The sequence below is a fragment of the Alteromonas sp. ABV4_515 genome (assembly GCF_056160345.1).
The window spans coordinates 1-24,209 of sequence record NZ_JBSWWZ010000004.1 but is presented as its reverse complement, the minus strand read 5'-3'; the positions used below and the strand labels follow the sequence as shown (position 1 = coordinate 24,209).

22 protein-coding genes are annotated in these 24,209 nt (G+C 40.8%); 21 read left to right on the top strand and 1 reads right to left on the bottom strand.

The features are described 5' to 3' along the window. The first annotated feature begins 54 nt into the window (after positions 1–54). The 21 genes from rpsM to ACXAGX_RS10195 all read left to right on the top strand — a co-directional run bounded on the left by rpsM (position 55) and on the right by ACXAGX_RS10195 (position 22,910). Positions 55–411: a 30S ribosomal protein S13 gene (gene rpsM, locus ACXAGX_RS10295; protein ID WP_070125762.1), complete on the top strand. Its 357-nt coding sequence runs from the start codon at positions 55–57 to the stop codon at positions 409–411. A 15-nt stretch (positions 412–426) separates the two neighbouring features. Beyond that, positions 427–819 (top strand): 30S ribosomal protein S11, encoded by a 393-nt coding sequence (gene rpsK, locus ACXAGX_RS10290; protein WP_070125761.1) that lies wholly within the window; start codon positions 427–429, stop codon positions 817–819. Between the two features lie 24 nt (positions 820–843). Continuing rightward, positions 844–1,464 (top strand): 30S ribosomal protein S4, encoded by a 621-nt coding sequence (gene rpsD / locus ACXAGX_RS10285; RefSeq protein WP_412723251.1) that lies wholly within the window; start codon positions 844–846, stop codon positions 1,462–1,464. A 19-nt stretch (positions 1,465–1,483) separates the two neighbouring features. Further along, on the top strand, positions 1,484–2,473 hold the full coding sequence (locus ACXAGX_RS10280; protein ID WP_474824949.1) for a DNA-directed RNA polymerase subunit alpha: 990 nt from the start codon (positions 1,484–1,486) through the stop codon (positions 2,471–2,473). A 41-nt stretch (positions 2,474–2,514) separates the two neighbouring features. After that, on the top strand, positions 2,515–2,910 hold the full coding sequence (gene rplQ / locus ACXAGX_RS10275) for a 50S ribosomal protein L17 (RefSeq protein ID WP_474824927.1): 396 nt from the start codon (positions 2,515–2,517) through the stop codon (positions 2,908–2,910). Between the two features lie 230 nt (positions 2,911–3,140). Beyond that, positions 3,141–4,187 (top strand): HAD family hydrolase, encoded by a 1,047-nt coding sequence (locus tag ACXAGX_RS10270; protein WP_474838155.1) that lies wholly within the window; start codon positions 3,141–3,143, stop codon positions 4,185–4,187. Position 4,188: 1 nt separating this feature from the next. Continuing rightward, complete coding sequence (locus ACXAGX_RS10265; protein WP_474838153.1) at positions 4,189–6,105, top strand: rhamnan synthesis F family protein; 1,917 nt, start codon at positions 4,189–4,191, stop codon at positions 6,103–6,105. Between the two features lie 3 nt (positions 6,106–6,108). Further along, positions 6,109–7,089: a hypothetical protein gene (locus ACXAGX_RS10260; RefSeq protein ID WP_474838151.1), complete on the top strand. Its 981-nt coding sequence runs from the start codon at positions 6,109–6,111 to the stop codon at positions 7,087–7,089. A gap of 14 nt (positions 7,090–7,103) precedes the next feature. Continuing rightward, positions 7,104–8,306, top strand: coding sequence for a glycosyltransferase family 2 protein (locus ACXAGX_RS10255; RefSeq protein WP_474838149.1), 1,203 nt, complete (start codon positions 7,104–7,106; stop codon positions 8,304–8,306). Then, positions 8,303–9,001: a hypothetical protein gene (locus ACXAGX_RS10250; protein ID WP_474838147.1), complete on the top strand. Its 699-nt coding sequence runs from the start codon at positions 8,303–8,305 to the stop codon at positions 8,999–9,001. Before ACXAGX_RS10255 ends, ACXAGX_RS10250 begins: the two co-directional genes overlap by 4 nt. Positions 9,002–9,034: 33 nt before the next feature. Then, a complete protein-coding gene (locus ACXAGX_RS10245; protein ID WP_474838145.1) occupies positions 9,035–9,943 on the top strand; it encodes a glycosyltransferase family protein in 909 nt (302 codons plus the stop codon). A 460-nt stretch (positions 9,944–10,403) separates the two neighbouring features. Beyond that, on the top strand, positions 10,404–13,793 hold the full coding sequence (locus tag ACXAGX_RS10240) for a glycosyltransferase (RefSeq protein ID WP_474838143.1): 3,390 nt from the start codon (positions 10,404–10,406) through the stop codon (positions 13,791–13,793). Next, positions 13,786–14,697: a glycosyltransferase gene (locus ACXAGX_RS10235; RefSeq protein ID WP_474838141.1), complete on the top strand. Its 912-nt coding sequence runs from the start codon at positions 13,786–13,788 to the stop codon at positions 14,695–14,697. Before ACXAGX_RS10240 ends, ACXAGX_RS10235 begins: the two co-directional genes overlap by 8 nt. 9 nt (positions 14,698–14,706) lie before the next feature. Then, positions 14,707–15,603: an NAD-dependent epimerase/dehydratase family protein gene (locus ACXAGX_RS10230; protein WP_474838139.1), complete on the top strand. Its 897-nt coding sequence runs from the start codon at positions 14,707–14,709 to the stop codon at positions 15,601–15,603. Continuing rightward, on the top strand, positions 15,600–16,415 hold the full coding sequence (locus ACXAGX_RS10225) for a sulfotransferase family 2 domain-containing protein (protein ID WP_474838137.1): 816 nt from the start codon (positions 15,600–15,602) through the stop codon (positions 16,413–16,415). The genes ACXAGX_RS10230 and ACXAGX_RS10225 overlap by 4 nt, the downstream gene beginning before the upstream one ends. A 30-nt stretch (positions 16,416–16,445) precedes the next feature. Then, positions 16,446–17,327 (top strand): glucose-1-phosphate thymidylyltransferase RfbA, encoded by an 882-nt coding sequence (rfbA, locus tag ACXAGX_RS10220; RefSeq protein ID WP_474838135.1) that lies wholly within the window; start codon positions 16,446–16,448, stop codon positions 17,325–17,327. 51 nt (positions 17,328–17,378) lie between these two features. Beyond that, complete coding sequence (gene rfbC, locus ACXAGX_RS10215) at positions 17,379–17,924, top strand: dTDP-4-dehydrorhamnose 3,5-epimerase (RefSeq protein WP_474838133.1); 546 nt, start codon at positions 17,379–17,381, stop codon at positions 17,922–17,924. Positions 17,925–17,933: 9 nt separating this feature from the next. Next, positions 17,934–18,812: a dTDP-4-dehydrorhamnose reductase gene (gene rfbD, locus ACXAGX_RS10210; protein WP_474838131.1), complete on the top strand. Its 879-nt coding sequence runs from the start codon at positions 17,934–17,936 to the stop codon at positions 18,810–18,812. Further along, positions 18,809–19,891, top strand: a complete 1,083-nt coding sequence (gene rfbB / locus ACXAGX_RS10205; protein WP_474838130.1) for a dTDP-glucose 4,6-dehydratase — start codon at positions 18,809–18,811, stop codon at positions 19,889–19,891. The genes rfbD and rfbB overlap by 4 nt, the downstream gene beginning before the upstream one ends. Positions 19,892–19,975: 84 nt before the next feature. Further along, on the top strand, positions 19,976–21,694 hold the full coding sequence (locus tag ACXAGX_RS10200; RefSeq protein ID WP_474838128.1) for a glycosyltransferase family 2 protein: 1,719 nt from the start codon (positions 19,976–19,978) through the stop codon (positions 21,692–21,694). 31 nt (positions 21,695–21,725) lie between these two features. Beyond that, entirely contained in the window at positions 21,726–22,910 is a 1,185-nt protein-coding gene (locus ACXAGX_RS10195) for a nucleotide sugar dehydrogenase (protein ID WP_474838125.1), read from the top strand. Positions 22,911–23,042: 132 nt separating this feature from the next. On the opposite strand, the gene ACXAGX_RS10190 is transcribed toward ACXAGX_RS10195, so the two are convergent. Continuing rightward, positions 23,043–23,744: a hypothetical protein gene (locus ACXAGX_RS10190; RefSeq protein ID WP_474838646.1), complete on the bottom strand. Its 702-nt coding sequence runs from the start codon at positions 23,742–23,744 to the stop codon at positions 23,043–23,045. Between the last annotated feature and the right edge of the window lie 465 nt (positions 23,745–24,209).

The following is a 24,209-nucleotide window of genomic DNA, read 5'->3' as shown; positions in this document are numbered from 1 at the left end:
TATCCTATCGGGCTTTTTAGGTCGTCGACATTAAAATATAGAGGAGTGCTGTTAATGGCCCGTATCGCTGGCATTAACATTCCTGAACACAAGCACACCGTTATCGCTCTTCAGGCGATTTTCGGTATTGGCGCAACTCGTGCAAAAGAGATCTGTGCTAACGCTGGTGTTGCAGAATCAACAAAAGTAAAAGAGCTTGACGAAGCAACTGTAGAGAAGCTTCGTGAAGAAGTGGCTAAGTTCACCGTTGAAGGTGATCTGCGCCGTGAAGTATCTATGAGCATCAAACGTTTGATGGACCTGGGTTGCTTCCGTGGTATTCGCCACCGTCGTAGCTTGCCTCTACGTGGTCAGCGCACTAAAACTAATGCGCGTACCCGTAAAGGTCCTCGTAAGCCAATTAAGAAGTAAGCGGGGGAATTAGTTATGGCAAAAGCACCTACTCGTACTACGCGTAAACGCGCTAAGCGTCAGGTTGCAGACGGTATGGCTCATATCCATGCGTCTTTCAACAACACAATTGTGACTATCACTGACCGTCAAGGCAATGCATTAGCATGGGCGACATCAGGTGGTTCTGGTTTCCGTGGTTCACGTAAATCTACCCCTTTTGCTGCACAGGTTGCTGCTGAACGTGCTGGCGTAGCCGCACAAGACTACGGTCTGAAAAACCTTGAAGTTTTCGTTAAAGGTCCAGGTCCAGGCCGTGAGTCCGCGATCCGTGCACTTAACGCAACTGGTTACAAGATCACAAACATTACCGATGTGACTCCTATTCCTCACAACGGTTGTCGTCCACCGAAAAAACGTCGCGTTTAATCGCCGGACAGTTGGAGAAAGAACATGGCAAGATATTTGGGTCCTAAACTCAAACTTAGCCGTCGCGAAGGAACTGACCTGTTCCTGAAAAGCGGCGTTCGCGCAATCGATTCTAAATGTAAAATCGATACAGCGCCTGGTCAGCACGGTGCCCGTCGTGGCCGTCTGTCTGACTACGGTGTTCAGCTGCGTGAAAAGCAAAAAGTTCGTCGTATGTACGGCGTTCTGGAAAAACAATTCCGTAACTACTATAAAGAAGCTGCCCGTCTGAAAGGCAACACTGGTGAAAACCTGTTGCAACTGCTTGAGCAGCGTCTGGATAACGTAGTATATCGTATGGGATTCGCCAGCACTCGTGCAGAAGCACGCCAGCTGGTTAGCCACAAGGCGATCATGGTAAATGGTCAAGTTGTGAACATTCCATCGTTTAACGTTTCTGCCGAAGACGTGGTTTCTGTTCGTGAAAAGGCTAAGAAGCAAGCGCGTATCGTTGCTGCTTTGGAACTGGCTGACCAACGTGAGAAGCCAACCTGGATTGAAGTAGACAACAGCAAAATGGAAGGCACTTTCAAGCGCGTTCCAGAAAGAACTGACCTGTCTGCTGAAATTAACGAACAGTTGATCGTCGAACTTTACTCTAAGTAAAGCTAACTAAAGAGGAAGCATTGTGGGTTCTGTGACTGAATTCCTGAAACCGAGATTAGTAGAGATCGAAAACGTTTCTCCTACTCGTGCCAAAGTAACTTTGGAACCACTAGAGCGCGGCTTTGGCCACACTCTGGGTAACGCCCTTCGCCGCATCTTGCTGTCATCCATGCCTGGATGTGCGGTAACTGAAGTGGAAATCGATGGCGTTTTACACGAGTACAGCACCAAAGAAGGTGTTCAAGAAGACGTAATCGAGATTCTGCTGAATCTGAAAGGTTTAGCGGTTCGCCTGGAAGGTAAAACTGAGGCAACCCTGACATTAGTGAAATCTGGCGCTGGCCCTGTTGTTGCTGGTGATATTCAGCATGACGGTGATGTAGAAATCGTTAACCCTGACCATGTTATCTGTACTTTAACTGGCGAAGCTGACATCAGCATGCGCATTAAAGTAGAAACTGCTCGTGGTTACGTGCCTGCTGCTACTCGTCGCTCCTCCGAAGAAGATGATCGTCCAATTGGTCGTTTGTTAGTTGATGCTTCATACAGCCCGGTTGAACGTATTGCTTATTCTGTTGAGTCTGCACGTGTTGAACAACGCACAGACTTAGACAAGCTGATCATTGATATGGAAACCAACGGTACATTGGATCCTGAAGAAGCGATCCGCCGCGCAGCCACTATTCTGGCTGAGCAATTAGATGCCTTTGTTGACCTGCGTGATGTTTCTGAACCCGTTCAGAAAGAAGAGAAGCCGGAATTCGATCCGATTCTCCTGCGCCCAGTTGATGATCTGGAACTGACAGTACGTTCTGCTAACTGTTTGAAAGCAGAAGCTATCCAGTATATTGGTGACCTGGTTCAGCGTACTGAGGTTGAGTTACTTAAAACGCCTAACCTTGGTAAGAAATCGCTAACTGAAATCAAAGATGTTCTAGCATCTCGTGGACTTTCTCTGGGCATGCGCCTGGAAAACTGGCCACCAGAGAGCATCGCTGAAAAAGATTAATCAGGTTTTTATCAAACTGATTTGTAGAGAAGGATAAAACTATGCGCCATCGTAAGAGTGGTCGTCAGTTGAATCGCAACAGCAGCCATCGTCAAGCTATGTTCAAAAACATGGCCGGCTCACTGGTCAAGCACGAAGTGATCAAAACGACGTTACCAAAAGCGAAAGAATTACGTCGCGTAATCGAGCCTTTAATCACACTGGCAAAACAAGACAGCGTTGCAAACCGCCGTCTGGCTATGGCCCGCACAGGTGATAAAGAGGTTGTAGGTAAACTGTTCAACGAGCTTGGTCCTCGTTACGAAGCTCGCCCAGGCGGTTACACTCGCATTCTTAAATGCGGTTTCCGTGCAGGCGACAACGCCCCTATGGCGTTCGTTGAGCTGGTAGACCGTCCTGAAGTAGAAGCTGAAGAAGCTGAAGCGACAGAAGAGTAAGGTTACTCATGTATGAAAAAGGCTGGAGTGTAAACTCCGGCCTTTTTTTATGTTGAAAAACTATTAGATTGCTAGAAAACAGACAGTGAATTAAGAGAGTTAATCCTATCTTAAATTATTGGCTTCAGCTTCATCAGGCAAGACGAGCTATTACAAAGGATGTTACTATTGCGGTCGTTTTGCACTATATCTGCAAATTGATTAAAACCTGATCTAGAGATTCAATTACCATGTTAGAAAGTATTTCCCTAAGGGAGTTCGGGTATAATTTCTTAGGCCCTATTCTTAGTAAATACATCGCTGAAGTATGCAATAAACTCGATAACTATGATCAACCGGTTTCAGTGTTCCACCTAGCGAGGGAAGGTTACGCGCTCAAAAGGGCTTTTGAAACTTACTCACCAGGAGTCTGTTACAATTCCTGCTATATGCTCGCCTCCAGAACCTTTTTATTTAGAATTACGCTTGATCAGGAAGCGTCTTGGGAATTGAGCCTGGGTCATAGCTTTAACGGTACGATAGCAGAATTCTTACGTGCTAGGTATGCTTTCACTCTTCATGAGGTAGAGCAAATCCTGATGGATGAAGATAGCGAGCGAATCATCTCTTTGCCTGAAGATACAGATGTAATATGCCAAATTTTCAGATTAAAAATCGCCCTTATAGCTTCTATAATCAACGACAGCAAAAATGCATATCTAAATTATTTGCGCTCGATAGGTTTTCTAGAGAAAGATATCTTGCCGGTGGTATTAGACGTTGGTTATTCAGGAACAATTCAAAAGTTACTGGTGCTGCTGACTTCAAGGCAGGTAGACGGAATCTATATGATCACCACGTCTTCCAAGAAAGACACAATCAACAATGTGCCATATTCTATCGAACATGTGTTCAACACTAACGTAAAAATGGGGGGCGGATATTTAATGCTCGACCGTTCAATGTTTTTAGAGGCGCTGCTTACTTCACCCGACGGGCAATTCGTAGATATTATAGAGCTCACTAACGCTTCTTCATTTTCATTCTGCTTCGGTAAACGTAATTATACCCAAGAAAATTTTGATAAATTAGAGCGAGTTTTGGAAGGCGCTTTCGAATGTATCTCGGACGTGAGGAAACATGAATTTTCTTACACCGTTGAAGAGATTGAAGAGCTATACGAAAGGTATGTCAGTCAGCGTAATCTCCTGCCAAGAGCATCGTGGCCGTTGTTTGTCCTTGATGACGCGATCTCGGGACATTCTGATTTACACCCCTTGATTTTCTTTGGTTTGTAAAATGATATTAAAATTAAAGCGACTAGTGCGACGTCTGCAGCAATCGTTGGAGATGGTGGCAAGACCCCGAACGGCAAAGGCTTTTAATGAAGCCAAGAAACAGGGCCTCTTTGACATAAAGTGGTATGAGGAACACTACGGTTCTTTTCCTCATGAGCTCGCCGCGTTTAAAGACTATTTAGAGAAATCGACATCTTGTAACGTTAATCCATCTGCACTTTTCGATACGGAAAAGTATCTCAGGTCTAATATGGATCTCTATCTAGGGCTGAAGAATCCTCTGTTACATTACATTTATCATGGAAAGAAAGAAGGCAGACAAAAGTTCAATGTCACTAACACTTGGTCACCTTGTGAAGTCTTGATCGCAAAAGACACCCCATCCTGGAAGAAACAAAAAGTAGCTGTCGTCCTCCACATATTTTACAAAGATTTTGTAGCTAAATTTGTCAATACATTAGAGCAGTTCCCCACAGAAATAGATATATTCGTAACAGCATCGTCGGAGTCAATTAAGAAACTTTCTGAACAAGCCTTCGGTGGTGTTGGAAACGTAAAAAAAGTAAAAGTAGAAGTTGCTGAAAACAGAGGGCGAAACTTCGGGCCTTTCCTTATCAACTTTAGCAAAGAACTACTTGAGTATGACCTTATGTGTCATATGCACTCCAAAAAATCTCTTTATAGTGGCAGAGAGCAAACTCAATGGTTTGATTATCTGAACCACTTTATGTTAAAAGACAAGCACGTAGCTAAGTCTTTGCTGCGTCTTTTCGATGAGCATGCTTCTTTAGGTGTTTATTATCCGACTTCATTTTGGATGATGCCTCCTTGGGTAAATCACTGGACGTGTAACAAGGCGTTCGCGACCCAATTTATTAACGAATGGGGAATTGATTTAACAAACAATTTTGTTAATTATCCAGTGGGAGGTATGTTCTGGGCACGTCCTGAGGCACTGAAGCCATTGCTGGACAGGTCTTACTCATATACTGATTTCCCTGAAGAGCCGCTGCCTAATGATGGGAGTTGGTTGCATGCGCTAGAACGTACAATAGGTTTGTTAGCTGAAAAAGAAGGGTTTACGCAGTTTTTTTACCATCCACCACTTGGTGCATTTACCACAGATAAAACGTATATCATTTCAAACTATTTCAAACCTCCAGAGAATGTTCTCAACGATTTAAAACATTTTGATATCATTTCATTTGATATATTCGATACCGTGCTACGTCGGCGATATACCGAGGCAGACTTCGCTAAACATCTGCTGGCTAAAGAATTAATCCAAGAGGGATACTTTGAAAGTGAAGCTGCTTTTGTGAAAGCTCGGAACAACGCTGAATATCGATGTCGAGTAGAGAAAAACTTCGAGGGTGATGTTTCAATATTCGAAGCCTACGTGAAGTTGGGAGGTGAGCTTGATATACCATTAGACACTACCAAGCTTTGGGCCGAAAGAGAATTTGAGCACGATTTGGCGATGGTGTTACCCAAAAATGAAATGGTCAAGGTCGTTCAGGAATTACATTCTCTAGGTAAGAAAATTTGGTTTACGACTGACATTTACTATTCACATTCACAGATAGTTAAAATGCTTAAGGCCATCGGCATATCTGTACCTTATCGCCTTTTCGTTAGCTCAGACCTCTGTAAAAGAAAGGACACAGGGACAATGTGGAAGCACATTAAGTCTTTAGTTGATGAACAGAAAGAAACTTTTGTTCACGTGGGTGACAACGTTCGTTCCGACGCACAGATCTGTGGGGACTTCGGGTTGCAAAACATGCATATATTGAATCCATTAGATAAGTGGCGAGTAGCCAACTTGCAAAACCCGGACTTTTCCGATGAAAAAAATATCATTAAATGGGGAAAACAGGTTTCTCATTTCGGAAGATACCCTTTTTTTGGTGAATAAATAATGAAGTTATTTTTACACGTTGGCCCGCATAAAACCGGTACAACACTTATTCAAAAGACAATGTTAGATAATCAAAGTGCGCTTCTTAGGCAGGGGCTTTTTTATCCTAAGCGTTTTTTTCGGATTTTCGGACATCACCCTTTTCGAGAAAAACTCTTAGAGAAGCGACTTACAGACGAGGATGTCGCGTTCCTAGAGCATACTGGTAAAAACGTTTTGCTCTCGAGTGAAGATCTCATCTCTTTAAGTGAAGAGCATTTTCTTTATTTAAAGGAGAGGCTCTCAAACTTCGAAATCGAAGTTATATATGCATGGCGCCGTACCAATAAAAAAATGTTCTCAATTTGGCAGGAGTATGTGAAACACGGAGGTCAGGATACTTTTTTTGAGTATCATCTTCCACACATTGCCAGGCCAGCCACGAGTGGTATGTTGTCGCCCGACGTAAAGCTCAATATGCTCGCCCGAGTATTCGGAAAACAAAAGATTTCAATTATTGATTATGATGCGGCAGCGAAAGCGGATAACTTATTAGACTTATTTTGCGAGCTAGTAGGATTGAGGGATTCATCCAAACTTACCGTGCCTCTACAAGATAAAAACGCAAGCAACAAGTCTATGGGATTTCCCGAGTCGGAACTACTTCGCGCATTTAATTGCTATTTCGCGAAAGCTTTAGGGGTATCTGGCGTGTCGGTAAGATTGGCATTTACCGAAAAAAGAAGCCACTTAAACCAGAAAGTACTTGCAGATTTATTAAATGTAATCGCAGGAGACATTGTTCAGGTAAATGCAGATAGATATTTTATCGATCAGCGCAGTGAAAATATATTGAAAAATGATTTCGCGTCATGTCTTGTAAACTACGAAGAAAGCCAGTTGCATCATTCTTTCAATATCAGTAGTCAGAAGTGGTTAGTAGAAAAGCATGCATCTACTATGTTTGAAACTTTAGCTAAGCAATTACAACCATTCTTATGATAAATTTATTTAAAATGAAAAAAAATAATATTAAGACCAAAATTGTTGCTGTCGCTAAAGACGAAGGTGCATATTTGGCCGAATGGGTGCACCATCATCTGTTCTTAGGGTTCGACGCCATAGATATATATATCAACAGAACAAGTGACAATTCATTAGCAATACTTAAGATAATTTCAGACAAGTTTCCTAATGTAAACTGCTATACAGCTGACTGGGTCGACCTTTGCTCAGAAGAAGTGAGCGGAAAAATACAGGAAGTTACGTATGCATTGGCGCTTGATCAAGAGAAGCAAAAAAAAGAATTTGATTATCTAATGTATTTAGATATTGATGAATTCTGGATGCCAAAAGATTTATCCACTGATATCAACACTATTATTTCTCGATTAAAATGCCCAGATTCAATTTCTTTTCAATGGATTAATGAATTGGGAAGTCCTGATTCATTTAGTCCGTTAGCGAAAGACATAGTTGGTAGACGCCACAAACTGGTTAAGACTGCATTCAAAGTATCAGACAAAGTAAAAAAGGTACTGTTACATTTACCAATAATATCTCGAGGGAAAATGCTTTTAGTCGATGGGCAGGACTACAAGCCTGAAAAAGGGCACCACGAGCAACTCAATGCTTCGTTGTCTTCAGATAGAGATGTGATGGTTATTCATAGAATGTTTCGCTCTCCCATGGAATATGTGTCATTGCTTAACAGAGGCAGACCTTCCAGTAAACAGTCTCAAATTAAAACCAATCGTTCGGGCTACAATCAGTGCATAGGTGAAGATACTACATTTTCCCTTGATGAAAAGGCTTATCAACGGTATCAAGAAAGCTATGATAAATTTATAATCAATATTTCATTATCCAAAGAAATAGATACTGCGCAAAAATTTATTAAGCAACGTTACCAAAACTGTATCAAGGCAATTTCGTCTTTAGAAGACAGAGATGTGCCGAAGGCTGTTCGAGCATTACAAAATACTAATGAAGAAATTTATAACGAACTGGTCAAAAAATTTGGTAACGAAAAGTATATCAGGTCAATTGGCAGGCCTGTTGTACTGAAGGAGATGGCTTCTTATTTTGCTAGTATCAATATCGATGTGGCGCTTGCATATATATCAAGGGCTTTAGAGTTACATCCCAAAGGGCCACAGCTCTTAGATATGCATAAGCGTTTGGTCAAGATGTCTGAGATAAGCTCTCAACTACCATGAAAATCATCAGTTCGTTAAAAAAGTTCGGGCCACGTTTAAGTTCTTTAAAAACAATGGAAGTTCAGTGGCTTTCTCACCATATTCCGAAAACAGCAGGGACATCACTTAAAGCCTGCTACGACGAAGTATTTGGAAGGCGACATGTATACGATCTTTATAATCCCGTTTTAGTTAAACAATTCTCCGAGGGGAATCAGATAACGTTGCCGAAAACAATACGCCTTATACATGGCCACTACCAACCTCATCCAGAGCAGATATCACAATTTCCGAATGCAAAGAGAATAGTCTGGATAAGGGATCCTGTAGCCCGAGCCTGGTCTGTATTAAAACACCTTATTAGGAATCAGCAGCATAAAAAAGAGTTTGTGCTGTTGAAAGCTAAGTTTGGCGAGAGACTGAAAAATCCCGACGATGAAATTCTTGATTATTTTTTAAAATGCCCCGAATTTAAACATCTTAATCGACCTTACCAAAATTATTTTAAAAAGGTACCTATTGAACACTTTGCGTTTGTAGGTATAACGGAGAATTTTGAAAACGACATTGATAAGCTTAGTAGTTTAATGCAGGTAAAATTGAAAAATAAAAAGCTCAACGTGATTTTTTCCGAAAGTGTGATTGATAAAAATGACTTCAAACATTATTTGAAAGGTGAATATGAAGTTGTTCGTAATTTTATACCGTACAACTAAAATCAACATCTAAAATGTTACAGAGGAACGCAGATGTACGAGTTCTCCATTGCCTCGCCGCACAAGAATGTGTTGTGGTATGACTACAGGGTCTTTGAGAACACTAAACATGAGCTCGAGAAGCTTGGTTGTGTTTATAAGAAAAATGCGCGTAATCGAATTTATTTACTAAGCCCACCACTGAGAAGTAGTTATGAGGACGTAAAAGGCTTCGATGAATGCGCCAATAACCTTGCTATTATTTACTCTCATTTCGAAAAAGTTGAGTGTTTGAATAAGTTTAGTAAAGTCTTCGTTCCAAGCAATCTTGTAAAAAAGTTTTTTCTTGAACAGAGAAAGAGCGCATCATTCTGGTTTAAAAAAAATCCATTTTTAGACTCGAAGAACAAGCTTGTTGTTTTACCCCCTTATTCGTCGCTAACAGAAAAGGTTGGGGAGCCGAATTTATTACAGTGTGACCTTAGCTTCATTGGATCCCCCCGGATCAGACCCATAGTTGAAGATATTTTACCTATCGTTGAGAAGCATAATCTTACTTTTCATCTCTACGGACCTGGCTGGGAGCGCTATTCCGGTAATCCTGCTGCAAAGAACTATGTAGTGGCTAAAACTATTGAATACAACCAATTTTCTGATCTGGCTTTAGCTTCGAAAATTTGCTTGATTGACCACCATCAAACAATGAATGACATAGGCGCAGTTAGTCATAAGTATATTGACCATGTTCTTAGCGGTGCGTTTGTCATCAGTGACAAAAATAATGATGCCGTGAGTAATTACCGTGGTGTTTGCTACGAAACGAGGAGTGACTTGGAAGAGCTGGTGTTATTTTATTTAGATGATCCTGAAGCTCGAGAGCTGAGGCGAATAGAACAGTGCAATCTTGCTAAAAGTAATACAACGGCTAACGCTGCCAAAGAATTAATGAAATATTTTGTTTAGTAATTCAATTCCTGAACCACCATATGCTAACCTTTAGAATGTCTAAATGTAATGCACACCATACACCTCTGAAGAAAGTCGATTCGTTTGAGTAGATTGTTGCAATGTTCGATGAAATCTCATGCGAGAAGTAGCTTTACAAGTCGGTAGTATAAAAATATTCAAGGTAAAATGTCGGAGAAAAGTGCGTACGGTGCTCGTTGTTAAAGCGTGAGTAATATGAGCTATTTGTTGAACCTTATCCAGAGACTTGCTTAACGCTGACCTGTCTAGGTTTCTTAGTCTATTTGGCCTTGCGTTATTAAAACTAGTTGTACTATTTAGTAATTCCGAAAAGAGCTAGTACCTTATAGTTAATAAATTTTATATTGAGATAAATATAAAAAATATATAAAAGAAAAGTTACAATTTTATTTAATTTAAAATTAATAATATAAATTAATTAGAAGAAGATGTTTTTATGAATGACAAAGAAAGAGAGAACGTAGAATTAATAATTAATTCTGGTCTATTCGACTTAATTTTTTTTTCAAAAGAAAGCTCAGTGAAATTTACTAACGCTGAAGATGCTATATTATTCTTCCTAAAAAAAGGTTGTGATATTAGTTTTAATCCATTAGTCGATATAAATTTCTGTACAGCCAATTATGGAATAAAAAAGCATGAAGTGATTAAATATCTATTACAAAATAGAAACGCATCTCCACATCCTTTATTTGATACAGATTGGTATGTAGATAATAATATTGATGTTAAAAACTCAGATCTTCATCCGCTCTTCCACTATCAGAATTATGGTTTTAGAGAATTAAGGGATCCAAATCCTTTCTTTAGTGTTAGTTATTACCTAAGAAAAAATGAAGATGTTGCGAATGCCGGGATTGAACCCCTTCATCATTACCTTAAATATGGCGAGAAAGAGCTTAGAAATCCTAACCCATATTTCTCCTTAAAGTATTATTTTAGCAAGAATCCAGCTTTGAGAAGAATGGAGATTGGTCCATTACATCACTTTATTTACTATTCGAATAGAGGAATACATAGACCAAATCCATTTCTACTGCCATCATGGTATTTAAGAAGGACGAATAAGAAATTTGAAGAGTTATTTTTAGATTTAGAAGAAGAAACAGACTTCAAGAACTTTTGCCCTGATATCGATGTTGACTATCTAGCTGAATATTTAAATATTTCCGGGTTCGATGTTACAAGTAATGTTCTTGAAGAGTTAGTCGTTGCAAGCGAAACTGATCCTAAAATACTATCTTTTATTGAAGATGGCCTTATCTATCCGAAAACAATGGATGATATTGTTAGAAAAAATTTTCCTGTTACTCAAAGTTCGTTAAAAAGAAATATAGAATTTACAGTGAAAAAAAAGCCCCTTTTCACTGTTATAATGCCAACTTATAACCGCAGAGATATCATTTCCGATTCTATTGATTCTGTCCTCAATCAAACTTATAAGAATTTTGAGCTAATTGTTGTTGATGATTCTAGTGGTGATGCCACTATTGAATATCTTGAGGATAAATACAGACTAGAGATAAAGACTGGATTGCTAAGAGTACTAACGACTTCGTCAAATCTTGGTGCGTCTGGCGCTAGAAATTTAGGTTTAGAAATATCAAAAGGCGATTATGTTGCATACTTAGATAGTGATAATTTTTGGTTTGAAGATACACTAAAAAATTATGCCTACGTGTATGAAACTTACAATCCGTTGACTGTATATACACCTATTCTTTATGCAGATGAAAATCTGGATTCAAAAAAAGTAATTGGAGAAAGCTATTCGCGTTATCATTTGTTGAAGTCAAACTTCATTGACATGAATGGTTTTTCACATTCCAGAAAGCTATATGAAATTTTGGGGGGATTCGATGATTCTTTGACAAGATTAGTAGATTGGGAATTGATAATTAGATATACAAAGGATTACGTACCTATTTATTTTCCAGTTATAAGTACATATTATCGAGTAAATATTAAAGGCGTTAACTCGATAACGAATTCTGTGCCACTGGTTGAAAATCATAAAAAGATTCAATCTAGACACGCTATCGAAAATCTTTCGATGAAAGTTATAAATTCTGATTACTATCTGAAATTGATAAGAGATGGTTATGACGTAGAGAGTTTAAAGCCATCTAGAAAGCGAAAAATTCTTAAATTTGCAATAATAATTGAAGATTCTTTAGATACAAATGAATTTCTCGTAAAGCTTTCTGATTTAACTACATTATATTTCTCAATATTTAAATTCAGCCCATCGAACAAAGAGTTTACATGTCTTAAGACAGATTTGAATTTTGATATTTCTGATCTTTCGGACTTTGATTACTTTTACTATCCGAGTAACAATAAAGATCTGCTACCAGAAGCTATAATAAAACAAGTCTTACTATCTGCTTCGATTGAAAGTTTGGATTATTGCATAGTTTCTAATTCTCTGGAATCAAGCTTAGAGGTCAAAATTTCTTCATTTAGGAATAACGTTGTCGTATCAAGACAGCATTTTATTCAGTTTGCTTTTAGAAATTGTGAAAATGTATTTAGAGGGCGTGTTTTAAATATAAATTATAATCAAAAAGAGTCCTTTAGGAATTATCATCTTGATTCATTGTTTAATTTACCCATTAAAATAGATGGCTATGGGTTTATCACTAACAAAGAACATTCCACGGATATATTTTATAAGGAAAAGGGTTTATTCTTTAAGCCTAAAGTTGATAGAAGCAAGCCTTATATCGTGTTAGTAGGAATGAAAATATCAGTTGGAGGTGTAGAACGACTTTCTTTAGATATCATTGAAACGCTTTCAAAAAACTTTAATTTTATCTATCTCTCGCTCGAGAAGTCTAGTAATAAGAACGGTAGTTTATTTCAAGAGATATCTAATGTATCAACTGAGATATATTGTATGTCGGAAATTTCAGTACATTCTCAATATGAACGTGTTCTAGATTTTATTAACCATACCTATAATCCGAGTCTTCTCCTGCAAATGAATGGGTCTACGTGGTGGTGTGATAACTATGGCTTGATCAGAAAGTGTTTCGAGAATGTCCCGTTTATTGACCATCAGTGCTATGACTCTGAGGAGGGCTGGATTAATAAGTTGGAGTCAGGTCCACTTCGTAACTCAGAGTATTTTATTGCAGTTAATGATGATATAGAGCGACGCATGATTGCTGACTTTGGTCTGCCAACTGAACGAATAGCTAGAATTAGTCATGGAGTCAATTTTTCTACTGCTAGGTCGTTATCTAATCTAGACAAGGAGTCGGTTAGAAAAGAATTTGGTATTGATAACTTTACAAAAGTTTTTGCTTTTGTTGGCAGATTAACAGATCAAAAAGATCCACTTTGCTTTCTAGAACTAGCCAAAAGTAAATTAATTTCGATGCCTGACACATTGTTTTTATTGATTGGTGATGGTGAGTTAGCTCAGCTTTGTGATAACTATATTGATGAACATTCATTATCTAACGTAAAATGTTTTAGAAACATCCGTCCTATTAGCAAACTTTTCTATATTATTGATGGAATAGTGATAACTTCTAAATATGAAGGTCTCCCCCTAGCTTTGATTGAAGCAATTTATTGTGGAGTTCCTGTATTAAGTACTAATGTTGGTGAAATCAAGCCAGTCGTTGAGCGCTATAAAGCCGGTATGATAATTGATCGCAATACAGAATTTGAATCCAGGTTTGATGATTTTGCGTCCCTATTGCCTGAATTTAACGACAATATTGATGACTGCCGAGAAATTTTTTGCGACGAGTTCGATATTACCAGTGTATGTAAAAAATTTAATAGTATTTTTGTGGAGTTAATAGATGATTAGTGTAGTTATTCCTAGTTTTAATCATAGGAAATTTATAAAAAAAGCAATCTATTCTGTCTTAAATCAAAGTTATGATGATTTGGAATTAATTGTTATCGATGATGGATCTGACGATTTTAGCTCTGAATTAATTCAAACAATATCTGATAGAAGATTGATATTCAAAAGTCGTGAAAACATGGGTGCGCACTATACCATTAACGAGGCTATTTCATTTGCCACTGGTGACTACTTGGCAATTTTGAATTCCGATGATTATTTTTCGCCGTTGAGGTTCGAAAAAATGATCTCAGCGATGGAGGAAGATAATTCGGATTTGTGTACAAGTTGGATTGAGTTGGTTGATGAAAACGGTGTGGTTGTTGGAAGAAAGAAAGGTTGGTTTGACTGTTTACCGTTCTGGCAAGATAGTCATTTCGACTTGGCTGACAAGCAATCTAACTTCATAGCAAATTTGTACGCCTCTAATTTCGTATCCACTACTAGCAATATTCTTATGAAGCGTAATGTTTATGAGCACCTTAAAGGTTTTAAGAACTTGAGGTTTGTTCATGATTGGGATTTCTTGCTCCGCGCCGCTAGAGAATTTAAATTTAGTCAAATAGATGATTTTTTAATGAGCTATCGTACTCATTCTTCAAATACGATATCATCTGATTTCAGTTGGATGATGTTTGAGGTTTGCTGGGTTCGTGCCTATTTTAAGAAAAGCATCCTTGCTCTTTTAAATTCTGATAGAGCAATTGACTCCAATTCTTTTGCCATTAATGACTATGACGAAATCGTGGAGTTATTGATTAAAGATAGCTTGATAGATTCTAAAAATGATAACGCTTTCTTCGAAAGATTATTAGATAGTGAAGTGTTACGAAAGTGTTACGTTGAGAAAATAAAGCAATTCTGAGTTTAAATTATGTTTTTAATTTTTGGTTCTTCTAGTTTCGTCGGCAAGCATTTCTGTGATTTTTTAATCGATAGGGGTGAGCGTTTTATATTTGTAGATAGAACTAAATGTCGCTTGAGTCCTGCACACCTGAGTTTATCTGATTTTTTAAATCTAGATCAACATGCGTGTCGTGATCTGTTAAAATTATGTAAAGGCATTGTTTATTGTATTGGCAATTCTAATCCTTATGCATTTGAAGAAAAACTCCATGAAGAAATTTCTGATTTTGTTCCATTACTTTCAAATGTCGCAAAAAAAGTAGCTCTGTTTTCTAGTAATGTACCTTTCGTTTTTTTGTCTTCTGCTGGTATGGTATACTCTCGAAAGTTAATTGTTAGAAGTGAATTGAGTCCCGTTAATCCAGAAACCTCCTATGGATTTACAAAGTATTTGTCTGAAGAAACGATTAAGTTTTTGGGGCAAAATTATAATTTAAATTACTGTATCCTTAGATTAAGTAATCCTGTTGGTAAATGGCATCGCAATCCTAAGCAAGGTGTAATTGGTGTGTTAAATTCTGCTTTTAAAAATAGGCAGTCTTTTACATTAATCGGCGATGGTAATCAGGAAAGGGACTTCATCGATTGTGACGATGTTTCCAACGCTATATTAAAAGCTATTCATTATATTATGTGTGATAAAAATCCTTTACGTATTTTTAATATAGCCAGAGGAGAGTCTTATTCTATTAATCGAATTATCAAAGAACTCAGTATTATTTATGACTATGAAATTGATGTTATTAAGTCTGATAAACCATTTAATCATCCTGATAGTTATATAGTTGACATTACACGGGCTGTAGATAACTTGGACTGGTCCCCTAGTTCATCCTTGTCTGATATTTTGAGGAAGATTGTTTGAAACAATGGATAGATAAGTCTATACGTTCATTTTCTGATGATAAGTTTTCATTTGGAAATTTATACAAGAATCAGGAGTTTATGTTCGCGCTTTCTCATGCGCAGTTATTTTATAAAAGCGATGTAATATATTCTCTGATTCCGAAAAATTCCTGTACTTCTTTGCGACTTAATATCGCTTTAGAAAATGGGGTGGTAAGGAGTGAAAAGGATTTTGATTGGATTCATTCTAATTATAATGTTTTTCAAGCCTCTGTCTCTGAAGCCGTAAGGTGCAAATTAGCATTTGTGATCTTGAGGTGTCCGTTTCGTAGGTTAGTAAGTGGCTTTTTAGATAAGTTTCTTAGACTAGAATCTGATGCAAGTTCTCTTCTTGATATTGCGGATATTGACAAAGATAGTTTTGATTTTAGTTCTTTTGTTGACTTGATTTCTGAAAAGGACGAAGGGGATTTAAATATTCATTGGCGACCCCAATCTTGTTTCACTCTTTTCGATAACTATGACTTTTATTTTAGTCTCGAAAGGTTTGATGTTTTTGAGGACTGGTTCCTTGATACTTTTAATAGAAAGTTTATTCCTGCCGATGGGTTAGTTGATTATTTTAATCGCCCTTTCACGAAAGTTAAAATTTATGCTGCTTCAAGTTTAAGTCTAAATACACTACTTAAACTTAAGGGAAATGGAGTTGTTCCTTTTACAAGCTGTTTTTATAATACTTACTTAATTCATAAGGTATCCAATATCTACGCGCGGGATATACATCTATATAAGAAAAACTTAGATGCTAACGATTTGCTTTTTAATATATGATAATTAAACCTCGAATTTTAAGGGTTGCTCATGAGAAAAGGAATAATCCTAGCCGGTGGCTCAGGCACACGCCTTCACCCGCTAACGAAAGTCGTCAGTAAGCAACTGATGCCGGTTTACGATAAACCGATGATATTTTATCCGCTGGCGACACTGATGATGTCCGGTATCAGGGATATTCTCATTATTACCACACCGCAGGAGCAGGCCCGGTTCGTCGAACTTATTGGTGATGGCTCTGCGCTGGGTATCAATGTGCAATATGCAGCTCAGCCTTCTCCAGACGGACTGGCGCAGGCGTTTCTTATCGGTGAAGCGTTTATTGGTAACGATGCTTGTACATTAATCCTTGGTGATAATATTTATTACGGCCATGACCTGAAAGTTTCCTTGAAAAATGCATATCAGCAAGATAATGGTGCTACCGTTTTCGGCTACCACGTGAATGACCCGGAACGCTACGGCGTGGTGGAATTCGATAATGACTGGAATGCGTTGTCCATCGAAGAAAAGCCTTCAGAGCCAAAATCCAATTATGCGGTTACGGGTCTTTACTACTACGACAACCGTGTCGTCGATTTTGCTAAACAGGTAAAGCCGTCTCCCCGTGGTGAGCTCGAAATCACTGATCTCAACAACCTGTACCTGCAGGATGGCTCGCTTAAAGTCGAACTGATGGGTCGAGGTTCCGCGTGGCTGGATACCGGTACACTGGACAGCCTCTTGGATGCGGCTAACTTTGTGGCTGCTATCGAAAAGCGACAGGGTCTGAAAGTCTGTTGTCCGGAAGAGGTTGCTTATCGCATGGGCTTTATCGATGCAGCACAGCTTGAAAAACTGGCTGCCCCGCTTAAGAAAAGTGGCTACGGCGATTATCTGATGAAAGTTATCAGCGACCGCGTTAAAGTGTAACGATACGCTGTCACGCAAAAAAGTTTATTCGATTTTTATTCAGGTAAGCATATGCAAGTAGTAAAAACCGACATCCCGGATGTCAAAATTATTGAGCCCCGCGTTTTTGGTGATGAGCGAGGCTTTTTCCTGGAAACTTTCCGCACGGACTGGTTTAAACGGGAATGCGCGGACGTGGATTTCGTGCAGGACAATCATTCTAAATCCAAACAAGGTATTCTGCGTGGCCTGCATTTTCAACTGGAACAGACCCAGGGCAAGTTAGTCCGTGTGGTCAGCGGCGAAGTGTTCGATGTTGCGGTAGACATGCGTAAAGAGTCGCCGACCTTTGGCAAATGGGTTGGCGTATTGTTGTCTGCCGAAAACAAACGTCAGCTTTGGGTACCAGCCGGGTTTGCTCATGGTTTCTATGTCACCAGTGAATCGGCTGAATTCGTGTATAAGTGCACAGATTATTATCACCCCGCTTCTGAAATCTCGGTGATGTATGACGACCCGACTGTCGGTATCGACTGGCCGCTGGTAAATGGCGAAGCGCCGTCGCTGTCTGCAAAAGATGCGGATGGCCTGGCGTTTAACGACGCACCGACATTTTAAGGAATTCCCATGACGATTGTAGTGATAGGGAAGTCCGGGCAGTTAGCGTATGAACTGCAACAGGCAGGCGGTGATAATATTGTTTGCCTGGGCCGTGACGATATCGACATCACGAATCAAACAGCGCTCACCGAAAAGCTGGACAGTCTCAAGCCTGACGCCATCATCAATGCTTCTGCGTACACCGCCGTCGATAAAGCGGAATCCGAACCGGAAGCGGCGGCGCTGATTAATACACAGGGCGTTGCGAATCTTGCAGAGTACTGCAAAGCAAACAGCATTTTCCTGGTACATGTGTCCACCGACTATGTGTTTAACGGCAAGAAAGGCTCGCCTTTTACAGTAGATGACACTATTGAACCGCAGGGTGTCTACGGTAGAACCAAAGCTGACGGTGAAAAAGCGCTGTTAAACACCATTCCGGATGCAAGCTGTTTAATCCGCACCGCCTGGGTGTACTCCACGCACGGCAATAACTTTGTAAAAACCATGCTGCGCCTAATGGCAGATAAGCCACAGCTAAACGTAATTGACGACCAGATTGGCTCGCCCACACTGGCAAGCGGTCTGGCACAGGCATGTTTGTACGCGGCACAACAAAAAACAGCAGGGGTATTCCACTGGACCGACGAAGGCGTCACCAGCTGGTACGACTTTGCGCTGGCGATACAGGAACTGGCTGCAGAGAAAGGTTTGCTGGAAAACAAAATTCCGGTGTTGCCTATTCCGTCGTCCCAGTACCCTACACCGGCAAAACGCCCGCACTACAGCGTGTTGGACAAAACCCTGACCCGCGAGACTTTTTCTTCACTGCATCCCACACACTGGCGAGAACAACTGGCCACCATGCTGGATGCACTGAAAGCACAACAGAGCAACGAACAATGAGCAAAACCATTCTCGTCACCGGCGGTGCCGGCTTTATCGGTTCGGCGGTGGTAAGACACCTGATTAACGATACCGATCACACAGTTATCAATCTGGATAAACTGACTTACGCCGGTAACCTGGAATCACTGACCACGGTATCCGACAACGCCCGTTACCACTTTGAAAAAGTCGATATTTGCGATGCCGACGAACTGAAGCGTGTATTCAGCACGCATCAGCCCGACATCATGATGCACCTGGCAGCTGAATCACACGTAGACCGTTCTATTGATGGCCCGGGTGAATTCATCCAGACCAATGTGGTCGGCACGTATACGCTGCTGGAACAGGCCCGTGCGTACTGGTCAACACTGGAAGACGACAAAAAAGCCGGCTTTAAATTCCACCACATCTCTACCGATGAAGTGTACGGCGACCTGCCACATCCGGATGAAGTGGAGCCAGGTACAGAACTGCCGTTGTTCACCGAAAGCACACCCTACGCGCCAAGCTCACCTTACTCAGCCAGTAAAGCGTCTTCAGACCAACTGGTTCGCTCTTGGTTGCGCACGTATAAACTGCCCACACTGGTGACGAACTGCTCGAACAATTACGGCCCTTACCATTTCCCGGAAAAACTGATTCCGCTGGTAATCCTGAATGCGCTGGCTGGTAAGTCGTTACCTGTGTATGGCAAAGGTAATCAAATCCGTGATTGGCTGTACGTGGAAGACCACGCCCGAGCGCTGGCTATCGTGGCGCTGAACGGCGAAATTGGTGAAACCTACAATATCGGTGGCCACAACGAGAAACAGAACATCGACGTGGTAAAAACCATCTGTACCATTCTTGATGAGGTAAAGCCAAAAGAGACAAAGTACGCCGAGCAAATCACTTACGTAACAGACCGCCCCGGCCACGATATGCGTTATGCCATTGATGCCTCGAAAATCCAGAGAGAGCTGGGCTGGACCCCCCAGGAAACTTTCGAAAGTGGTATCCGTAAAACGGTTGAATGGTACTTGAACAACGAAGCGTGGTGGAAAGCTGTGCTGGATGGTAGTTATCAGGGCGAGCGGTTAGGCGCTGGAAACTGATACCCGCGATAAATATCGTGTTAATATGAGAAGGCTGCAATTCGTTGCGGCCTTTTTTGTTGTATCTCAGGGAAACGCAGCGGTATGAAAAAATACGCAATGATGACGGTGAAAGGGGCAGTGGGCTTGCTCCCAAAGTCAGTAAAAAGCAAACTAAAAGATAATCACAAGCTGACAGAGTTTTATAGCCGATCATTGCAGCGCTCCGGTTTGTTTTATGGCTTCCCCTCCAAGAAAAAGCGGATGGCATTGTACGGTCAGTATCTGAAGGTACAAAGTCAAAAGATTGAACTTATCAATGCAGCAACAACGCTTGCTGATATTCAGATTGTTATTGTGGGGAGTAAGGACGCAGAACAAACGCTGCAATCTTTACAAGACAACGGTGTTGCGCTGGAACGTGTAATTGTTATTTCACGTAAAGCCAGATTCGACAACGTCCGGACAACGCATTCGCTGCGAGAATCTATTTCAGCATTAACAAATGTATCAAAAGTGTTGTTTCTTAACAGCGGTGATGTGCTCTTACCGGGTGCATTGAGCACCTTGCTCATGACTGCTGACGATGTCGATATCAGCTACTGCGACACTGATAAACTGGATAAGAAAAATAAGCGTACGTCACCTTACTTTCTCCCGGACTGGAACCCTGACCTTCAGTTTTCGACAGCTTATATTTCTACCGGTGCGCTGATTAAAGCTTCAGTTCTTAAAAAGGTGGAGACTAAGGCTGGTTCTGTCGCCGGTTTGATTTCTGAGTTGTGGCTGGCGGATGAAAAAATCACCATTCACCATATTCCCTATACTTTGATTCACCGGACAAAGGCCTTGTCGATGGAAGACATACTTAACGACCAGATTGACATATTGCGAGCTGGTAGCGAGGCTGAGCCTGCATTCGATAAAGAATTAAAAGTGAATCACGTGCAGTGGCCAGTGCTGAGTAACCCGCTTGTGTCGCTAATTATACCCACTAAGAACGGAAAGGAGCTTGTTAAGGCCTGCATCGAGTCCATTTTGCAGAAAACCACGTACACTAATTATGAAATACTTCTGATTGATAATGGCTCTGATGAGCAGGAAAGCCTGGAGTACTTCGAAACGTTGAAGTCATTACCGAATATTCGCGTACTTGAGTACCCTGGAGAATTTAATTACTCAGCAATCAACAATTTTGGCGTGCAACATGCTTCAGGTGAAGTGGTCGGGTTGGTAAACAACGATATAGAAGTTATTAAACCTGAATGGCTCACTTATATGGTCGGTCATACGCTGCGTGAAGATGTAGGTTGCGTAGGCGCCAAGCTGCTTTATTCAGATGGGCGCGTGCAACATGCTGGCGTTGTACTGGGGTACGGTGGTGGTGCAGGCCATGCTCATAAATATTTCCCCAGATATCATCCGGGATACATGAAGCGACTCGTAGCAACCCAGAACTACTCAGCAGTCACGGCTGCTTGTTTGCTGGTGCGTAAATTGAAGTTTCAGGAAGTAGGCGGCCTGAATGAGAAAGACCTGACGGTAGCATTTAATGATGTGGATTTTTGTCTTCGGGTCAGAGAAACTGGAGTCAGGAATTTATATTGTGCGGAAGCAGAGCTTTATCATCATGAATCGGTGAGTCGAGGCCTGGATCTATCGCCTGAGAAGGCCGCGAGATTTAAAAGAGAGCTTGAGTATTTGCAGGAACATTGGTGTGGCTATATCGAACATGATCCAGCTTACAGTCCAAACCTGACGTTAAGGCGGGAAAATTTTTCTGTTAAAACGAAAGAAGAGTTTGCAGCAATACGAATTGATTGAGTTACAGAGTTTAAGTTGGAGAAAAGGATAAATGGAAGCGAATAAAAAGCTTAAAGTCGCTGTAGCCGGAACGGGCTACGTGGGATTATCAAATGCTGTACTTCTTGCTCAGCACAATGAAGTAGTAGCCGTGGATTTGGTACCTGAAAAGGTTGAAATGCTGAATGCACGCAAATCACCTATAGAAGACAAAGAAATCTCTCAATATCTGGCAGAGAAAGATCTTAATCTTAAAGCCACGCTAAATGCCGAAGAAGCATACAAAGACGCAGACTTCGTTATTATCGCTACGCCTACCGATTACGATCCGCAAACTAACTACTTCAACACCGGTAGTGTGGATGCCGTAATCAAACTGGTAAAAGAAATTAACCCAAATGCGGTGATGGTGGTTAAATCAACGGTTCCGGTTGGCTTCACACGTGAAGCGAAAGAAGAGCATGGCACTGAAAATCTAATGTTTTCACCGGAGTTTCTGCGTGAAGGCCGCGCGCTCTACGATAACCTGTATCCTAGCCGGATTATTGTGGGTGAACGCAGCGAACGTGCAGAAGTGTTCGCGTCACTGCTGAAGCAGGGCGCGATTAAAGAAGATATCGAAGTGTTGTTCACTGACAGCACCGAAGCTGAAGCGATCAAGTTGTTCGCGAATACCTATCTTGCCATGCGTGTTGCCTACTTCAATGAGCTGGACAGCTACGCTGAGAGCAACGGTCTGGACTCCCGTCAGATCATCGAAGGCGTTGGCCTCGACCCGCGCATTGGTAAACACTACAACAACCCGAGCTTTGGTTATGGTGGTTACTGCTTACCGAAAGATACCAAGCAGCTACTGGCTAACTATAGCGCAGTACCAAACAACATGATCCAGGCCATCGTTGATGCCAACCGCACCCGCAAGGACTTTGTGGCAGATTCGATCATCAATCGCCGACCAAAAATCGTGGGTATTTTCCGCCTTATCATGAAGTCGGGCTCAGATAACTTCCGCGCAAGTGCGATTCAGGGGATCATGAAACGTATCAAAGCGAAGGGTATCGAGGTTGTCGTTTACGAACCAGTGATCAAGGAAGATGAATTCTTCAACTCCCGGGTAGTGAACGATCTGGATGCGTTTAAAGAAATGTCAGACGTGATTGTTGCCAACCGCGTAACTGATGACTTGAAAGACGTACTCGAAAAAGTGTACAGCCGGGACTTATTCGGTGCAGATTGATTCACAAAGGCCACATTAACGTGGCCTTTCCTTTTTACGTGATAGCACAAGTAGATTATAAAAAGGGAATACATAAAAAAACCGGCAAATTACCGGGGCTTTCTGTTCGTTGGTGCCTCTGCGAGAGCTAATCTATTGGTTAGCTATCACCACCTGAATGTCTTCTTGGCTTAAGCCAACTGATTGGCCATACTCAGTAAGCTTCTCATCACTTACACCATAACTTTGCGCGGTTTCAAGGATGCGCATAGCTTGTTCCTTTGTTGCTTTAGACTCACGTAACGCCGTAGTCAGTACTTCATCCGCCTGAGCAGGGAATACCGCAAGCAAGGCATCAACGACATACTCTCCAACATAAGGGACAGTATTCAATGCGGTGGAAAGAATATCGATAACTTTATTTGGATGTTCTTGAGATAGGGTCTGCACAATACGGTCTGCAGAATCAGGCTCTGTTTGAACGGCTACCCGAACAATATCATCAAGCTCATCAGGAGTAGAGTCCGCCGCTGCTTGGACAACGAAATCAACATAGCTAGGTTCAGCTTTAATTGCTAGTTTCACTATATTAGTACAGGTTGCCACTTCTTTCTCTATAGCTAATTGAACAATGTCTTGGGTTGAAGCTGGTTGAGCAGAGATAGCTGAGAAAATAATCTCACGATATTTATCTGGGTAGGTATCAAGTGCAACGTCGACAATAGGCACGACATCCTGCGGATAATGGCTAGCGATAGAACGAATAGCTCGACCGATTGACATGTTTTGATCGACCTGACGCTTTAAAAACTGTATCTGAAAATCATCATGGGTATTTTGGTGGTCACCAGGCATAGCAAAGCTGAGTGCTGGCAAGCACAAGGCAACAGCAAAAAATCGTATGCAAACACTAAAAAACATACTTAATCCTCGTATAACTCCAATCCCTGGGTACATTATTAACTATTAAAATATTAGAACATAATTGATTAAAATTAGTTCAATGAGATTATAAATCGTATGTATAGTTCGTAAAATAATCATTTAGACTAGTAAAGACAACTTTTTTAAGTATTTGCCTTGACGAAAAGTAATTAACCTCTACAATGCGCCCCACTTCCAAGGGAGAGTCAAACTATCCGCTAGGAAGGGTTATAACATAAGATACCTTCTTAAGTTATGACAGTTTTCAACGAAAACAACTTGCGAAATAAACTTTCAAAAAGATGTTGACACTGAAAACGAAGCGCGTAGAATGCGCGTCCCGCTTCGGGGTAAAGCTTCGAAGCCGCTAAGTAGAGCTTTTAAATAAGCACTTAG

Bases quoted from the DNA above. Each gene is read 5' to 3' on its own strand.
- rpsM (WP_070125762.1), top strand. From the start codon at position 55: ATGGCCCGTATCGCTGGCATTAACATTCCTGAACACAAGCACACCGTT.
- rpsK (WP_070125761.1), top strand. From the start codon at position 427: ATGGCAAAAGCACCTACTCGTACTACGCGTAAACGCGCTAAGCGTCAG.
- rpsD (WP_412723251.1), top strand. From the start codon at position 844: ATGGCAAGATATTTGGGTCCTAAACTCAAACTTAGCCGTCGCGAAGGA.
- rplQ (WP_474824927.1), top strand. From the start codon at position 2,515: ATGCGCCATCGTAAGAGTGGTCGTCAGTTGAATCGCAACAGCAGCCAT.
- ACXAGX_RS10270 (WP_474838155.1), top strand. From the start codon at position 3,141: ATGTTAGAAAGTATTTCCCTAAGGGAGTTCGGGTATAATTTCTTAGGC.
- ACXAGX_RS10265 (WP_474838153.1), top strand. From the start codon at position 4,189: ATGATATTAAAATTAAAGCGACTAGTGCGACGTCTGCAGCAATCGTTG.
- ACXAGX_RS10260 (WP_474838151.1), top strand. From the start codon at position 6,109: ATGAAGTTATTTTTACACGTTGGCCCGCATAAAACCGGTACAACACTT.
- ACXAGX_RS10255 (WP_474838149.1), top strand. From the start codon at position 7,104: ATGAAAAAAAATAATATTAAGACCAAAATTGTTGCTGTCGCTAAAGAC.
- ACXAGX_RS10250 (WP_474838147.1), top strand. From the start codon at position 8,303: ATGAAAATCATCAGTTCGTTAAAAAAGTTCGGGCCACGTTTAAGTTCT.
- ACXAGX_RS10245 (WP_474838145.1), top strand. From the start codon at position 9,035: ATGTACGAGTTCTCCATTGCCTCGCCGCACAAGAATGTGTTGTGGTAT.
- ACXAGX_RS10240 (WP_474838143.1), top strand. From the start codon at position 10,404: ATGAATGACAAAGAAAGAGAGAACGTAGAATTAATAATTAATTCTGGT.
- ACXAGX_RS10235 (WP_474838141.1), top strand. From the start codon at position 13,786: ATGATTAGTGTAGTTATTCCTAGTTTTAATCATAGGAAATTTATAAAA.
- ACXAGX_RS10230 (WP_474838139.1), top strand. From the start codon at position 14,707: ATGTTTTTAATTTTTGGTTCTTCTAGTTTCGTCGGCAAGCATTTCTGT.
- rfbA (WP_474838135.1), top strand. From the start codon at position 16,446: ATGAGAAAAGGAATAATCCTAGCCGGTGGCTCAGGCACACGCCTTCAC.
- rfbC (WP_474838133.1), top strand. From the start codon at position 17,379: ATGCAAGTAGTAAAAACCGACATCCCGGATGTCAAAATTATTGAGCCC.
- rfbD (WP_474838131.1), top strand. From the start codon at position 17,934: ATGACGATTGTAGTGATAGGGAAGTCCGGGCAGTTAGCGTATGAACTG.
- rfbB (WP_474838130.1), top strand. From the start codon at position 18,809: ATGAGCAAAACCATTCTCGTCACCGGCGGTGCCGGCTTTATCGGTTCG.
- ACXAGX_RS10200 (WP_474838128.1), top strand. From the start codon at position 19,976: ATGAAAAAATACGCAATGATGACGGTGAAAGGGGCAGTGGGCTTGCTC.
- ACXAGX_RS10195 (WP_474838125.1), top strand. From the start codon at position 21,726: ATGGAAGCGAATAAAAAGCTTAAAGTCGCTGTAGCCGGAACGGGCTAC.
- ACXAGX_RS10190 (WP_474838646.1), bottom strand. From the start codon at position 23,744: ATGCCTGGTGACCACCAAAATACCCATGATGATTTTCAGATACAGTTT.